We start from the raw sequence: 14642 nt of genomic DNA on the forward strand, positions 1-14642 counted from the left end.
ACCGGCCCTGGGGCACCTCTATGAAATGGAATGTCGCCTTGGGCAGCCAGAGTCGTAACGCCTCGTCAGCCGCAGCCTGCTGCGCCGCGTTCCCCAGTTTGTTCCCGTTGCCCACGCTTCCCCCGACAGATCCGAGCGAACACCGTGTATCGGTTCTACCACCGGCATTTTCCTCCTGCCCAGACGATCGGGAGATCTCCTCCGGATACGGTGAAGGGCCCGGGATCCGAAGATCCCGGGCCCTTCACCACGTACCGGTGGTTACCGCGCCGCGTCCGGGTGGACCGCGTCCGTGACCGGGCGGTCCGTCACCGTCTTCGTCTCGACCGGCTTGCGGAGCTGGATGTTCAGCTCCTTCAGGCGGGCCTCGTCGAGTTCCGTCGGGGCGCCCATCAGGAGGTCCTGGGCGTTGCCGTTCAGCGGGAAGGCGATCGTCTCGCGGATGTTCGGCTCGTCGGCGAGGAGCATCACGATGCGGTCCACGCCCGGGGCGATGCCGCCGTGCGGCGGGGCGCCGTACTCGAACGCGCGGAGCATGCCCGCGAACTCGTGCTCCACGGTCTCCTTCGAGTAACCCGCGATCTCGAAGGCCTTGAACATGATCTCGGGCTCGTGGTTCCGGATCGCGCCCGAGGACAGCTCGATGCCGTTGCAGACGATGTCGTACTGCCAGCCGAGGACGTCCAGCGGGTCCTGCGTCTCCAGCGCCTCGAGGCCGCCCTGCGGCATGGAGAACGGGTTGTGCGAGAAGTCGATCTTGCCGGTCTCCTCGTCCCGCTCGTACATCGGGAAGTCGACGATCCACGCGAAGCGGAAGACGTTCTCCTCGAACTGGCCGGCGCGCTTGGCGGCCTCGACCCGGACCGGTCCCATGATCTTGGAGACCTCGTCGAACTCGCCCGCGCCGAAGAAGATCGCGTGACCCGGCTCCAGGCCGAGGCGCTCGGTGAGGACCTTGACGTTCTCCTCGGTGAGGAACTTGGCGATCGGGCCGGTCAGGGCACCACCCTCGCCGACGCGGACCCACGCGAGGCCCTTCGCACCCAGGGAGACCGCGAAGTCGCCGAGGGAGTCGAAGAACTTACGGGGCTGGTCACCGGTGTTCGGGACGGCCAGGGCACGCACGTGCTTGCCCGCGAAGGCCTTGAACTCCGACGCCTCGAAGACGTCCGAGATGTCGACGAGTTCGAGGGCGGTCCGCAGGTCCGGCTTGTCGTTGCCGTACTTCAGCATCGACTCGCGGAACGGGATCCGCGGGAACGGGGACGTGACGTGGCGTCCGCCGCCGAACTCCTCGAAGAGCTCGGTCATGAGCTTCTCGATCGGCTGGAAGACGTCCTCCTGCTCGACGAAGCTCATCTCGACGTCGAGCTGGTAGAACTCGCCCGGCGAACGGTCCGCGCGCGCGTCCTCGTCACGGAAGCACGGCGCGATCTGGAAGTAGCGGTCGAAGCCGGAGATCATCAGCAGCTGCTTGAACTGCTGCGGCGCCTGCGGCAGCGCGTAGAACTTGCCGGGGTTCAGCCGGGACGGGACCACGAAGTCACGGGCGCCCTCGGGGGAGGTCGCGGCGAGGATCGGGGTCGCCATCTCGTTGAAGCCGAGGGCCACCATCTTGGAGCGGATGGAGGCGATGACGGCGGAGCGCAGCATGATGTTGCGGTGCATGCGCTCGCGGCGCAGGTCGAGGAAGCGGTACTCCAGGCGCCGCTCCTCGTTGACGCCGTCGTCGGCGTTGATGGTGAACGGGATCTGCTTGGCGGCGCCCAGGACCTCGACCGTGGCGGCCTCGATCTCGATCTCGCCGGTGGCGAGCTCCGGGTTGACGTTCTCCGCGCCACGCGAGACGACCTTGCCGTCCACGCGGACGACCGTCTCCTTCGTCAGCTTGTCGAGCACCTCGGCGGCGGCGGTGCCGGGCCGGGCGACGAGCTGCGTGATGCCGTAGTGGTCGCGCAGATCGATGAAGAGGATGCCGCCCAGGTCGCGCCGATTGTGCAGCCAGCCGCTCAGCCGGACGTCGGTGCCGACGTCAGAGGCGCGGAGCTCGCCGCAGGTGTGGGACCTGTACCGATGCATCGTCGTTCATCCAGTCTTCGGGATCTACGGGAATCAGGGGTGTGCGCCGTCGTGACGGGTCGTGACGGCAGACCCGTCCCAGCCTACCGGGCGACCCAAGATCGCATTTCGAATACGCTCAGTGGCGACCTGCTGCCCGATATTCATAAAGTAGGGCAATGCGCACCGAGGACGTCCTGGCCGCGATCGCGACCGGCCTGTGGCGCTGGGACAACGCTTCCGGGACCGTCACCCTCGACGCCGAGGCCGCCCGGCTCCTCGGCCTGCCCGCCGAACCGGTCGAACTCACGGAAGCGGCCGTACGCTCCCGGTTTCATCCCATCGACTGGAACGAGATCGACGGGGTCGTGAACCTCGCCGTCGCGGAAGGGACGCTCGCCGAGGCCCGGCTGCGGATCATGGACGGCGACGGGCGGGTGATCCGTACGGTACGGAGCCGGTCCAAGCCGCTCGTCGACGGTGACGACTACGAACTCGTCGGCACCCTTCAGGAGGTCGCCGAACCGCAGCCGGGCACCGCCGCCCGTACACCCGTCACCGGCGACTGGCGCCGCTCGCGCGAGGCGTTCCTGCTCGACGCGGGGCGCGCGCTCGCCGAAGCCCGGTCGACCGCCGAGGTGCTGCGGGTCGCCGCCTCCCTGTCCATGCCGGGCTTCTCGCCGGACGGACTCGCCGTCTTCGGGGTCGCCGGCGAACGGCTGACGATCATCGGCCACCACGGGCACAACGCGGGCGACGAGGGCCCCTTCACCTCGATGTCGGTGGACACCGACTACCCGGCGGCCGAGGTCGTACGGAACGGGCGGGCGATCTACCTGCCGACACCGGAGGAGTACCTGCGCCGCTTCCCGGTGACCTGGCCGCTGGCGCAGCGGTTCGGCCGGCAGTCCTGGGCGTACCTCCCGCTGATCGTCGCGGGGCGCACGATGGGCGCCTGGATGGCCGCCTTCAAGCATCCCGTGGCCTTCACGCCCGACGAGCGCTCCGTCCTCACCACGGTCGCCCGGATGCTCGCGCAGGCGCTCGCCCGCGCCGGGGTCGCCGAGTCCGAGCGCGAGCTGTCGCTCGGCCTGCAGCGCACGATGATGCCCGTCCTCGGCCCCGGCATCCCGGGGCTGCACGTCGCCGCGCGGTACGTACCGACCGGCGGCGGACTCCAGGTCGGCGGCGACTGGTACGACATGATCCAGCTGCCGGGCGGCCGCATCGCCCTCGTCATCGGCGACGTCCAGGGCCACGACGTGCGCGCGGCCGGGCTGATGGGCCAGCTCCGGATCGCCCTGCGCGCGTACGCCTCCGAGGGCCACCGGCCCGACGCCGTCCTCTCCCGCGCCTCGCGCTTCCTGTACGGGATCACCGACGGGGCCGACGAGGGGGATGCGGATGCCGCCGAGGCGACGGCGGACGCGGCCGTCCGCGGGGGCAGCCTCGGAGGGCACCCGAACGGTGGCCCACCGGGCGGCGCGCCGGGCCGAGGGCCGGCGCCGGGCGGACGCGTCGCGCCGCACGACGGGAAAGCGCCGGGCGGAGGTGTCGCGCCGCACCGGGGCACCGCGCGGGACGGGGGTGTCGCTCCGCACGGCGGGAAAGCGCCGGGCGGACGCGTCGCGCCGCACGACGGGACAGCGCCGGGCGGAGGTGACGCGCCGCACCGGGGCACCGCGCGGGACGGGGGTGTCGCCCCGAACGGGGTCTCTCCGGACGGGGACGGGCGGTGGCCGGACGGGCGGTCACCGAACGGGGCCTCTCCCCACGGGCGAGCGCAGGACGTGGGTCCGCGCTTCGCGACCTGCCTCTACCTGGAGATCGACCCGGTCACCGGTGTCGTGGACATCGCCCGCGCCGGGCACCCCGACCCGGCGGTCCGGATGACCGACGGAACGGTGCTGCTGCGTCCCACGGCCGGCGGCCTGCCCCTCGGCATCGTCCCGGACACCGACTACCCGACGACCCGGTTCACCCTGGAGCCCGGCGAGACCCTGATGATGTGCACCGACGGGCTCCTGGAGACCGGCGGCCACGACCTCGACAGCGGCTGGGAGCGGATCCGCGCACTCCTCGAAGGGCACGTCGAGGACTCCCTGGAGGACCTCGCCGACAGACTGGTCGAGGCCGTCCACGGGCCAGGCTCGCACCACACCACGGGACCGCTCGCCGACCGGCGCGAGGACGACATCGCCGTCCTGCTCGTCTCCCGCCAGGGCGCGGCCGTCCGCGAGGCGCCGCGCCGCACCATGATGACCATCGCGCAGGCGGAGCCGGAGCGGATCGCCGCCGCCCGCCGGCACGTGCGGCAGCTGCTCCACGACTGGACGGACGAGGAGCAGCTCGACTCGGCGGTCCTCATGGTCTCCGAGATGGTCACCAACGTCCTCATCCACACGGACGGCGACGCGCTCCTCGTCGCCGAGGTGACCTGCACGGGGGAGGCCCGCCGACTGCGCGTGGAGGTCTCCGACGGCAGCGACGAGCTGCCGCACAAGCGGCATCCGGGGGAGATGGCGTCGTCGGGCCGCGGCCTGGTCCTGATGGAGATGCTGGCGGACGCGTGGGGCGTGGACCCGCGGGGCGAGGGCAAGTCCATCTGGTTCGAACTGAACGAGCCCCCGTCGAAGGGGGGCGACGGCTCCGGGTAGCCAGCCCCGCGGCAAGGCCCCGGCAAGGCCCCGGCCGTACCCGCGCCGCGCGCTCCGCAGCGTCGCGGAGGAGACTGGTGTCGTACGCCCGCCGTCGCCGGGGGGACCACGGAGCACCCCATGGACACCCACAAGGTCGGAAGCGACACCACCGTTCTCGCCGACAGCCTCGAAGTGCCGGGCCTCGGCCACCTCCCCGTCAGCGCCTACGTCGTCACCGCATCGGAACCGGTCGTCGTCGACACCGGTGTCTCGATATCCGACCGGGACTTCGTCAACGCGCTCGGCTCGGTCGTGGACCCGGCCGACGTCCGCTGGATCTGGCTCACGCACCCCGACCGCGACCACACGGGCGGCATCTTCGACCTGCTCGTGGCCGCGCCCCGGGCGAAGGTCGTGACCACGTTCCTCGGCGCGGGGATCATGTCGACCGAACGGCCGCTGCCGATGGACCGCGTGTACTTCCTGAACCCCGGCCAGTCGCTCGACGTCGGCGACCGCATGCTGCGCGCGTTCAAGCCACCACTCTGGGACAACCCCGCCACGGTCGGCTTCTACGACGAGAAGACCCGGATCTGCTTCAGCTCCGACTGCTTCGGCGGGCCGATGCCCACCGCCGAGCTCGCCGAGAGCGGGCACGCCAACGACCTCAAGCCCGAGGAGCTCCGGCAGGCACAGCTGCTGTGGGCCTCGGTGGACAGCCCGTGGGTGCACATGGTGGATCCGGCGAAGTACGGGGTGACGATCCGGCCGCTGCGGGAGATGAACCCGGAGATCGTGCTGTCCACCCATCTGCCGCCCGCCGTACGGATGACGGGCCGGATGCTGGAGACGATCACGATGGCCACGGACGTGGAGCCGTTCGTGGGCCCGGACCAGGCCGCTCTGGAGCAGATGCTGGCGACCTTCGAGCCGGGCGGCATGCCGGCCGCGACCTGAGCCCCCCCGGGGTACTGGTGCCTGACTCCCTCGGGCACCTCGCCCGAGTCCGTCAGGCGTCTCCTCGCCCTGGCTCCCTCAGGCGCCTCGCCCTGGCTCCCTCAGGCGCCTCGCCCTGCCTCCCTCAGGCGCCGGGGACGGCATCGTCCCCGGGCCCGTACCGCCCGCGCAGCTCGCCGATCACGCCGAACGCCGCCGCCGTCAGCGGTACGGCGAGCAGCATGCCCAGGATTCCGGCGACGGACGCGCCGGCCGTGATGGCGAGCATGACGAGGGCCGGGTGCATCTGCACGGTCCTGCTCTGGATCATGGGCTGGAGGACGTTGCCCTCGATGACCTGCACGGCCAGGACGACGCCCAGGACCCAGAGCGCGATGACGAAGCCCCGGTCGGCGAGGGCGACGAGGACGGCGACGGCTCCCGAGAGGAAGGCGCCGAGGTACGGGATGTAGGCGGTGACGAAGACCAGCGCGCCGAGTCCGACGGCACCGGGCACCCGGAGGATCAGCAGTCCGATGGTGATCAGGACGGCGTCGACGAGGGCGACGACGGTCGTCCCGCGCATGAAGCCCTCGACGGCCTCGAAGGCGCGGCGGCCCATGGCCTCCATCGTGTCGCCGGTCGAGCGGGGTGCGAGGGAGCGCAGGACGCCGGCGGCCTTGTCGGAGTCCCGGAGGAAGAAGAAGATCAGCAGCAGGGCGAGGACGGCCATCGCGGCCACCTGTCCGACGACGCTCAGCCCCGAGATCACTCCGGACGCGGCGGTCCCGCCGAACTTCTCCAGGAGCGCCTTCGCGTTCCTGGCGAGATCGTCGATCGAGGTCCCGGCCGCACCCAGGTGGTCGGCGATGTCGACGGCGGCCTGCCGCAGCGAGGCGACGATCTGGTCGCCGGTCTCGATGAGCGCGACGACCACGATGTAGGTGGCGCCGCCGACGAAGGCGAGGACGGCGAGGACGGTGAGACCGGCGGCCAGGGACTTCTGCACCCTCATCTTCACCAGGCGCCGGTACAGCGGGCCGAGGAGCGCGGTGCCGAGGATGGCGAGCAGGACGGGCGTGACGGCGGTCTGGAAGACGACGCAGAGCCAGATCCCCACGGCGGCGACCCCCGCGACGAGCAGCAGGACGACGCACCAGGCGGCGACCCGGCGCGCGGCGTCGGGGAGGAGGGGGCGGGGGCTCGGCGTCTGCACCCGTCCACCGGACCACGGCGCCCGGCATGGCGTCCTGCGCTGCGGTCCGGACGAGTGACGCACCGTCAGAGCGAGTCCGCGGCCGCGCCGCGGGTACGGGAGCGGCGGCCCGAGTACGGGAGCTCCCCCGCGGGTACGGGAGCGGCGGCGCGCCCGCACCCGGACACGCGTACGGGGCCGAGCGCGTCGCGCCCGACCCCGTACCCGCGAGGCTTCCTGCCCGTACCGCCGTTACTCGCCCATCCCGTGCACCGCCGGGATCGTGCCGAGCCGGCCCGCCTGGAAGTCCTCGAAGGCCTGGCGGAGTTCGGCCTGGGTGTTCATGACGAACGGGCCGTAGTGCGCCATCGGTTCACGGATAGGCCGGCCGCCGAGGACGACGACCTCCAGGTCGGGCGTGTGCCCGTCCTGCTTCTCGTCGGCCCGGACGGTGAGTGCGTCGCCCTTGCCGAAGACCGCCGTCTGGCCCATGTGGACCGGCCTGCGCTCCGTACCGACGGAGCCGCGGCCCGCGAGGACGTAGACGAGCCCGTTGAAGTCCTCGCGCCACGGCAGGGTCGCCTCGGCGCCCGGCCGGATCGTCGCGTGGATCATCGAGATCGGGGTGTGGGTGATGCCCGGTCCGGCGTGGCCGTCGAGCTCGCCCGCGATGACGCGGATCAGCGCGCCGCCGTCGGGGGAGGTGAGCAGCTGCACCTGGCCGCCGCGGATGTCCTGGTAGCGCGGGGCCATCATCTTGTCGGACGCGGGCAGGTTCACCCAGAGCTGGAGGCCGTGGAAGAGCCCGCCGCTGACGACGAGGGACTCCGGCGGGGCCTCGATGTGGAGCAGCCCGGAACCGGCGGTCATCCACTGGGTGTCGCCGTTGGTGATGGTGCCGCCACCGCCGTTGGAGTCCTGGTGGTCGAAGGTGCCGTCGATGATGTACGTGACGGTCTCGAAGCCGCGGTGGGGGTGCCACGGGGTGCCCTTGGGTTCTCCGGGGGCGTACTCCACCTCCCCCATCTGGTCCATCATGATGAACGGGTCGAGGTACTGGTAGTTGATCCCGGCGAACGCGCGGCGCACCGGGAAGCCCTCGCCCTCGAATCCGGACGGAGCCGTGGTCACGGCGAGCACGGGGCGGGAGACGGCGTCGGCCGGGGCGGCGACGCGCGGCAGGGTGAGCGGGTTCTCGACAGTCACAGCGGGCATGGCGGGACCTCCTTGTGCGACCAGTTTAGTTGAACAATGAACTTCCTGCCACCCGGAACGCGGAACGCCCGGGAGGAATTCCTCCCGGGCGTTCTCCCACGCGTCCAGCCTGCGTCAGCCGTACATCCGCCGCATCGCGAAGTCGACCATCTGCTCGACGGCCTTCGCGTCGAAGACCATCCGGTGGTCGCCCTCCATGTCGAGGACGAAGCCGTACCCGGTCGGGAGGAGGTCGATCACCTCGGCGCCGGTGATCACGAAGTACTTCGACTCCTTGCCCGCGTACCGCCGCAGCTCCTTGAGCGACGTGAACATCGGGATGACCGGCTGCTGGGTGTTGTGCAGGGCCAGGAAGCCGGGGTTGTCGCCCCGGGGGCAGTAGACCTTCGAGGTCGCGAAGATCTGCTGGAAGTCCTCGGCCGCGAGCGACCCGGTCGTGAAGGCCCGCACGGCGTCGGCGAGAGAGGGCGGCGAGGGCTCGGGGTACAGCGGCGGCTGCTGACCGTACGGGGCGCCCTGCATGCCCGGCATCCCGCCCGCCATTCCGCCCGCCATCGGCTGCTGCGGCGGCGGGGCGTACTGCTGCTGGGCACCCGGGTTCTGCTCGTAGCCGTACATGGTCCCGAGCCTAGTGGTTCCCGGTGAGTACACGGTCCGCCCCGAGCGATTGTCGTCACAGATGACCGGATAGGGGTTGCTTCTTATTACCGGTGGGTAGCATCATCGGAGAGAGCATTGCGCTACTCGCTGGTACGTGTACGAGGAACCTGCCTCCCCGATCCTTACGGAGCCGTCGCCATGGGGCACTACAAGTCGAATCTCCGCGACATCGAGTTCAACCTCTTCGAGGTGCTCGGTCGCGACAAGGTGTACGGCACCGGTCCGTTCGAGGAGATGGACGTCGAGACCGCCAAGAGCGTCCTGGAGGAGCTGACCCGCCTCTCCGAGAACGAGCTCGCGGAGTCCTTCGCCGACGCCGACCGCAACCCGCCGGTCTTCGACCCCGAGACGAACACCGCCCCGGTCCCGGCCAGCTTCAAGAAGTCCTACAAGGCCTTCATGGACTCCGAGTACTGGCGCCTGGGCCTGCCCGAGGAGATCGGCGGCACCACCTCCCCGCGCTCCCTGATCTGGGCCTACGCGGAGCTGATCCTCGGCGCCAACCCGGCCGTGTGGATGTACTCCTCCGGCCCGGCCTTCGCCGGCATCCTCTTCAACGAGGGCAACGAGGCGCAGAAGAAGGTCGCGCAGATCGCCGTGGAGCGCCAGTGGGGCTCCACGATGGTCCTGACCGAGCCCGACGCCGGTTCGGACGTCGGCGCCGGCCGCACCAAGGCGGTCCAGCAGGAGGACGGCTCCTGGCACATCGAGGGCGTGAAGCGCTTCATCACCTCCGGTGAGCACGACATGGAGGAGAACATCCTCCACTACGTCCTCGCCCGCCCCGAGGGCGCCGGCCCCGGCACCAAGGGCCTCTCCCTCTTCCTCGTGCCGAAGTACCACTTCGACTGGGAGACCGGCGAGCTGGGCGAGCGCAACGGCGTCTACGCCACGAACGTCGAGCACAAGATGGGCCTCAAGGCCTCCAACACGTGCGAGATGACCTTCGGCGACCAGCACCCCGCCAAGGGCTGGCTGATCGGCGACAAGCACGACGGCATCCGCCAGATGTTCCTCATCATCGAGTTCGCCCGCATGATGGTCGGCACGAAGGCGATCTCCACCCTCTCCACCGGCTACCTCAACGCGCTGGAGTACGCCAAGGAGCGCGTCCAGGGCACCGACCTGGCGAACTTCATGGACAAGGCCGCGCCCAAGGTCACCATCACGCACCACCCCGACGTCCGCCGCTCGCTGATGACGCAGAAGGCGTACGCGGAGGGCATGCGCTCCCTCGTCCTCTACACGGCCACCGTGCAGGACGAGATCCAGCTCAAGGAGGCCGCGGGCGAGGACGCGAAGGCGCTCATCGGCCTGAACGACCTGCTGCTGCCGATCGTGAAGGGCTACGGCTCCGAGAAGGGCTACGAGCAGCTCGCGCAGTCGCTCCAGACCTTCGGCGGCTCCGGCTTCCTGCAGGAGTACCCGATCGAGCAGTACATCCGGGACGCCAAGATCGACACCCTCTACGAGGGCACCACGGCCATCCAGGGCCAGGACTTCTTCTTCCGCAAGATCGTCCGCGACCAGGGCGCGTCCCTGAACGCGCTGGCCGAGGAGATCAAGAAGTTCCTCGCGGTCGGCACCGGCGGCGAGGAGCTGGCCGGCGCCCGCGACGCGCTCGCCAAGGCGGCCGTGGACCTGGAGGGCATCGTCGGCACGATGCTCACCGACCTCACCGCGACCGGCGAGGACGTCAAGAACATCTACAAGGTCGGCCTCAACACCACCCGCCTGCTCATGGCCTCCGGCGACGTCGTCGTCGGCTACCTGCTGCTGAAGGGTGCGGCCGTCGCCGCCGAGAAGCTGGCCGCCGGCGCCTCCGCCAAGGACCAGTCCTTCTACGCCGGCAAGATCGCGGCCGCGAAGTTCTTCGCCGCCAACGTCCTGCCGGGCGTCGGCGCCGAGCGCGCGCTGGCCGAGGCCGTCGACGGCTCGCTGATGGACCTGGACGAGGCAGCGTTCTAGCAGCGCATCTCGTTCATCGAGGAACGGCTCGCTCCCGGGGAGGGGAGCGGGCCGTTCCGTCTTTCGGGGTCCCGGCGCCGCATTCCGGGGCGTGCGTAAGGTGAACCCATGACGAGCACCGCCCGCTTCGACCGCGGCCACACCGACGACCTCATGACCTTCCTGGCGGCCTCCCCGTCGCCGTACCACGCCGTGGCGAACGCCGCCGAGCGGCTTGAGAAGGCAGGCTTCCGGCAGGTCGAGGAGACCGCCGCCTGGGACGGGACGACCGGCGGGAAGTACGTGATCCGCGGCGGCGCGCTCATCGCCTGGTTCGTACCGGAGGGCGCCACCGCCCACACCCCGTACCGGATCGTCGGCGCGCACACCGACTCCCCCAACCTGCGCGTCAAGCCGCAGCCCGACATGGGCGCGCGGGGGTGGCGCCAGGTCGCCGTCGAGATCTACGGCGGGACGCTGCTCAACACCTGGCTCGACCGCGACCTCGGCCTCGCGGGCCGTCTGACCCTGCGGGACGGCAGCCACCACCTGGTCGACGTGGACCGCGCGGTGCTGCGCGTCCCGCAGCTCGCGATCCACCTCGACCGGCAGGCCAACGAGGGCCTCAAGCTCGAACGGCAGCGCCACATGCAGCCGATCTGGGGCCTCGGCGAGGTGCACGAGGGCGACCTGATCCGCTTCGTGGCCCAGGAGGCGGGCGTCGACGCGGAGGACGTCGCCGGCTGGGACCTGATGGTCCACGCGATCGAGGCCCCCTCCTACCTCGGCCGCGACCGCGAACTCCTCGCCGGGCCGCGCATGGACAACCTGATCTCCGTCCACGCCGGCGTGGCCGCGCTCGCCGCCGTCGCGGGCCGCGCCGACCTCCCGTACATCCCCGTCCTCGCCGCCTTCGACCACGAGGAGAACGGCTCCGAGGCCGACACCGGCGCCCAGGGCCCGCTCCTCGGCAACGTCCTGGAGCGCTCCGTCTACGCCCGGGGCGGCGCCTACGAGGACCGCGCCCGCGCCTTCGCGGGATCGATCTGCCTCTCCTCCGACGTCGGCCACGCGGTCCACCCCAACTACGCGGAGCGCCACGACCCGACGCACCACCCGCGCCCCAACGGCGGCCCGATCCTGAAGGTGAACGTCAACCAGCGGTACGCCACCGACGGCAGCGGGCGCGCGGTGTTCGCCGCGGCCTGCGAGAAGGCGGGCGTGCCGTGGCAGACCTTCGTCTCCAACAACGACATGCCCTGCGGCACGACCATCGGACCCATCACGGCGGCCCGTCACGGCATCAGCACCGTCGACATCGGCGTGGCCTGCCTGTCGATGCACAGCGCCCGCGAGCTGTGCGGCTCGGAGGACCCCTACCTCCTGGCGAACGCACTCGTCGCGTTCCTGGAGGGGTAGCGCGCGGATACCCGGGTACCCGATCCGAACTACCCCACTAGGGAGGCGGGATTCATGGGCCTGGGAGGCTGCATCATCCTCATAGCCGTGGGCGCGATCCTCACGTTCGCCACGGACTGGGAGCTCGACGGCGTCAACCTCGACCTGGTGGGACTGATCATGATGGCGGTCGGTCTCATCGGCGTCGCGACCTTCACCAGCATCGCGCGCCGCCGGCGGGTCGTCGTCCCCCCGGCCGCCCCCACGGTCGTGGAGGAACGGCGCGACCAGGGCTACTGAGCGGCGGTCGTGAGGGCCCGGCGGACCACGGCCGCTGAGCGGGCGCCCGGAGCGGCGAAACATCCGGGAAAGGCGACCCCTGGCACCGTCGGATCTCATGGATCGTCATGAGGGCCCGCCCCGGGGGAAGTTCGTCGCCTGCCTCACCACGGCCGTGCTCATCGGCACGGCCGTGGCGGGCTACGGCATCGCACGGTACGACGAACGCCCGCCCTGGGGCACCGACATCGCCTACGAGGGCGGCTATCTGCAGGCCGTCCGGATCCGGAAGGCGGACCCGACCGGGGAGCGCGGCCGGGCCCTGCTGTCGGGCGAGTGCGCGCAGATGGAGCGCATGGGCATGGGCGGCGGCCGGGCCGTGCACGACCCGGCCGCCTGGGTCACCGGCTGCCTGGACGGCGCGGCCGGCCGGCCGTCGCAGAACCAGGGGCTGGTGCACTAGTCGCTGGCGTCCATGCCCGCCAGGATGAGCGGGAGGCGGGCGGCGCCCTCGGGCGTCACCTTCACCGGGACTCCCCAGTCCTGCTGGTGCACATGGCAGGCCGGGTACTCGTTGGCCGGATCGTCGTCGCAGGACGCGGCCATCGCCGAGACGTGCAGGACGCCCTCGGTCACCTCCGGGGCGAGGTCGAGCTCCCGGAACAGGTCCGTCCCGGTGCCCGAGCCGCCGAGCAGCAGCTCCGGCGGAGTCGAGGAGACCAGGAGCCGGGTGGAGGGGCCGTAGCGCTCGTCGAGCTTCTGGCCCGTCGGCGCCTGGAAGACCACGTCGAGCCGGAGCCGGCCCGGCGCGACCTCGGTGGCCTCGCGCTGCGTGCGGTGGGCGACCGCCTCGACCTGGACCGCCTCCTCGGGCAGCCGCAGCCGGGTCAGCCGGTGCCGGGCCGACTCGACGACCACGATCTCGTCGCCGACGAGCACGGCGTCGCTCGGCTCGCGCAGGTCGGTCGCCAGGGTCGTCACCTCGCCGGACGCCGGGTCGAAGCGGCGCAGGGCGTGGTTGTACGTGTCGCAGACCGCGACCGAGCCGTCGGGCAGGGCGGTCACACCGAGCGGGTGCTGGAGCAGCGCCTGGCCGGCGTCTCCGTCGCGGTGGCCGAAGTCGAAGAGCCCTGTGCCGACGGCCGTGTGGACGACGCCCTCGGTGTCGATCCAGCGCAGGGCGCTCGTCTCGGAGTCGGCGATCCACAGCCGGTCCTCGGTGGCGGCGAGCCCGGAGGGCTGCGCGAACCAGGCCTCGGCGGCCGGCCCGTCGACGAGCCCCTCGTTCGTCGTGCCGGCCGCGACCGCGACGGTCCGCGTCTCCGGGTCGTACGTCCACAGCTGGTGGACACCGGCCATCGCGATCCAGACCTTGCCCTGCCACCAGGCCACGTCCCACGGCGAGGAGAGGTCCACGTCGAGGGCCGGGCCGGAGGTCGGCGATCCCTGCCACCACTGCGTGCCGGTGCCGGCGATCCGCTCGATCACGCCGGTGGCGGGGTCGTACGTGCGCAGCGCGTGGTGCACGGTGTCGGCGACGACGACCCTGCCGTCGGGGAGCACGGTGAGCCCCTGCGGCTCACGGAACTCCCCGTCCCCGATCCGCCGCACCACGGTCTCGCCGTCCGGCTCCAGCTCGACGAGCTGGTGACGGGTGGTGTCGGAGACGAGGAAGTTCCCGGTGGGGAGGAGGACGGCCTTGCCGGGGAAGCGCAGGTCGGTCGCGACCGGCTCCGGCGGGACGTACGGTCCGTCCCCGCGCCGCAGCGTGCCCTTGGCCTCGTGCTCGGCCTCCAGCTCCTCGACGAGCGTCCGGATCGCGTTCGCGTGCCCCTCACCGGCGTGCTGGGCGACGACGTACCCCTCGGGGTCGATGACGACGAGCGTCGGCCAGGCCCGTACGGCGTACTGCTTCCAGGTCGCGAGCTCGGGGTCGTCGAGGACGGGGTGGTGCACCTCGTACCGCTCGACGGCGTCGACGACGGCCTGGTGCTCGGCCTCGTGAACGAACTTCGGCGAGTGCACACCGACGATCACGAGCGTGTCGCGGTGCTTCTCCTCCAGGTCACGGAGCTCGTCGAGGACGTGCAGGCAGTTGATGCAGCAGAAGGTCCAGAAGTCCAGGATCAGGATCTGTCCCCGGAAGTCGGCGAGCGTCAGCTCCTTCCCGCCGGTGTTGATCCAACCACCCTTGCCGATCAGCTCGGGGGCACGGACACGGGCACGCTTGCGGGGCGCGGGCGCGGGGGTGGGCGCCGGGGCAGCATCGTTCATCCTTCAAGCTTGCCATCCGGCTGTGAACGGCGGATCACCCG

Annotated in this window: 11 protein-coding genes; 6 read left to right on the forward strand and 5 right to left on the reverse strand. The window is 71.2% G+C overall.

The genetic code is table 11. The features are described 5' to 3' along the window. Nucleotides 1-261 precede the first annotated feature (261 nt). A complete protein-coding gene (aspS, locus tag ACZ3IJ_RS22460; protein ID WP_467470752.1) occupies nt 262-2079 on the reverse strand; it encodes an aspartate--tRNA ligase in 1818 nt (605 codons plus the stop codon). Nucleotides 2080-2237: 158 nt separating this feature from the next. Here aspS and ACZ3IJ_RS22465 point away from each other — a divergent pair, with 158 nt between their 5' ends. Both ACZ3IJ_RS22465 and ACZ3IJ_RS22470 read left to right on the forward strand, forming a co-directional pair. After that, nucleotides 2238-4715: an ATP-binding SpoIIE family protein phosphatase gene (locus ACZ3IJ_RS22465; RefSeq protein WP_467470754.1), complete on the forward strand. Its 2478-nt coding sequence runs from the start codon at nt 2238-2240 to the stop codon at nt 4713-4715. Nucleotides 4716-4835: 120 nt separating this feature from the next. Next, nucleotides 4836-5654 (forward strand): oxygen-binding di-iron domain-containing protein, encoded by an 819-nt coding sequence (locus tag ACZ3IJ_RS22470; RefSeq protein ID WP_467470756.1) that lies wholly within the window; start codon nt 4836-4838, stop codon nt 5652-5654. 124 nt (nt 5655-5778) lie between these two features. Here ACZ3IJ_RS22470 and ACZ3IJ_RS22475 read toward each other — a convergent pair whose 3' ends face one another. The 3 genes from ACZ3IJ_RS22475 to ACZ3IJ_RS22485 form a co-directional block, all read right to left on the reverse strand. Beyond that, nucleotides 5779-6849: an AI-2E family transporter gene (locus ACZ3IJ_RS22475; RefSeq protein ID WP_467470758.1), complete on the reverse strand. Its 1071-nt coding sequence runs from the start codon at nt 6847-6849 to the stop codon at nt 5779-5781. 231 nt (nt 6850-7080) lie between these two features. Next, the gene (locus ACZ3IJ_RS22480; protein ID WP_467470760.1) at nt 7081-8043 is read right to left on the reverse strand and encodes a pirin family protein; all 963 of its coding nucleotides are present in this window, start codon (nt 8041-8043) and stop codon (nt 7081-7083) included. 114 nt (nt 8044-8157) lie between these two features. Continuing rightward, nucleotides 8158-8661: an SseB family protein gene (locus ACZ3IJ_RS22485; protein ID WP_391800117.1), complete on the reverse strand. Its 504-nt coding sequence runs from the start codon at nt 8659-8661 to the stop codon at nt 8158-8160. A 180-nt stretch (nt 8662-8841) separates the two neighbouring features. Here ACZ3IJ_RS22485 and ACZ3IJ_RS22490 point away from each other — a divergent pair, with 180 nt between their 5' ends. The 4 genes from ACZ3IJ_RS22490 to ACZ3IJ_RS22505 all read left to right on the forward strand — a co-directional run bounded on the left by ACZ3IJ_RS22490 (nt 8842) and on the right by ACZ3IJ_RS22505 (nt 12790). Beyond that, entirely contained in the window at nt 8842-10671 is a 1830-nt protein-coding gene (locus tag ACZ3IJ_RS22490; protein WP_467470762.1) for an acyl-CoA dehydrogenase, read from the forward strand. A 108-nt stretch (nt 10672-10779) separates the two neighbouring features. Continuing rightward, nucleotides 10780-12069: a M18 family aminopeptidase gene (locus tag ACZ3IJ_RS22495; RefSeq protein WP_467470764.1), complete on the forward strand. Its 1290-nt coding sequence runs from the start codon at nt 10780-10782 to the stop codon at nt 12067-12069. 54 nt (nt 12070-12123) lie between these two features. Beyond that, nucleotides 12124-12348 carry a DUF6458 family protein gene (locus ACZ3IJ_RS22500; protein ID WP_467470766.1) on the forward strand — a complete coding sequence of 75 codons (225 nt, stop codon included), beginning with the start codon at nt 12124-12126 and terminating at the stop codon, nt 12346-12348. A 97-nt stretch (nt 12349-12445) separates the two neighbouring features. Then, nucleotides 12446-12790 (forward strand): hypothetical protein, encoded by a 345-nt coding sequence (locus ACZ3IJ_RS22505; RefSeq protein WP_467470767.1) that lies wholly within the window; start codon nt 12446-12448, stop codon nt 12788-12790. Here the strand turns inward: ACZ3IJ_RS22505 and ACZ3IJ_RS22510 are convergent. After that, the gene (locus ACZ3IJ_RS22510) at nt 12787-14601 is read right to left on the reverse strand and encodes an NHL domain-containing thioredoxin family protein (protein ID WP_467470769.1); all 1815 of its coding nucleotides are present in this window, start codon (nt 14599-14601) and stop codon (nt 12787-12789) included. The genes ACZ3IJ_RS22505 and ACZ3IJ_RS22510 overlap by 4 nt on opposite strands. Nucleotides 14602-14642 lie beyond the last annotated feature (41 nt).

It is taken from the genome of Streptomyces sp. NPDC013317 (genome assembly GCF_055563155.1).

Bases quoted from the DNA above. Each gene is read 5' to 3' on its own strand.
- ACZ3IJ_RS22510 (WP_467470769.1), bottom strand. From the start codon at position 14,601: ATGAACGATGCTGCCCCGGCGCCCACCCCCGCGCCCGCGCCCCGCAAG.
- ACZ3IJ_RS22465 (WP_467470754.1), top strand. From the start codon at position 2,238: ATGCGCACCGAGGACGTCCTGGCCGCGATCGCGACCGGCCTGTGGCGC.
- ACZ3IJ_RS22490 (WP_467470762.1), top strand. From the start codon at position 8,842: ATGGGGCACTACAAGTCGAATCTCCGCGACATCGAGTTCAACCTCTTC.
- ACZ3IJ_RS22480 (WP_467470760.1), bottom strand. From the start codon at position 8,043: ATGCCCGCTGTGACTGTCGAGAACCCGCTCACCCTGCCGCGCGTCGCC.
- aspS (WP_467470752.1), bottom strand. From the start codon at position 2,079: ATGCATCGGTACAGGTCCCACACCTGCGGCGAGCTCCGCGCCTCTGAC.
- ACZ3IJ_RS22500 (WP_467470766.1), top strand. From the start codon at position 12,124: ATGGGCCTGGGAGGCTGCATCATCCTCATAGCCGTGGGCGCGATCCTC.
- ACZ3IJ_RS22495 (WP_467470764.1), top strand. From the start codon at position 10,780: ATGACGAGCACCGCCCGCTTCGACCGCGGCCACACCGACGACCTCATG.
- ACZ3IJ_RS22470 (WP_467470756.1), top strand. From the start codon at position 4,836: ATGGACACCCACAAGGTCGGAAGCGACACCACCGTTCTCGCCGACAGC.
- ACZ3IJ_RS22505 (WP_467470767.1), top strand. From the start codon at position 12,446: ATGGATCGTCATGAGGGCCCGCCCCGGGGGAAGTTCGTCGCCTGCCTC.
- ACZ3IJ_RS22485 (WP_391800117.1), bottom strand. From the start codon at position 8,661: ATGTACGGCTACGAGCAGAACCCGGGTGCCCAGCAGCAGTACGCCCCG.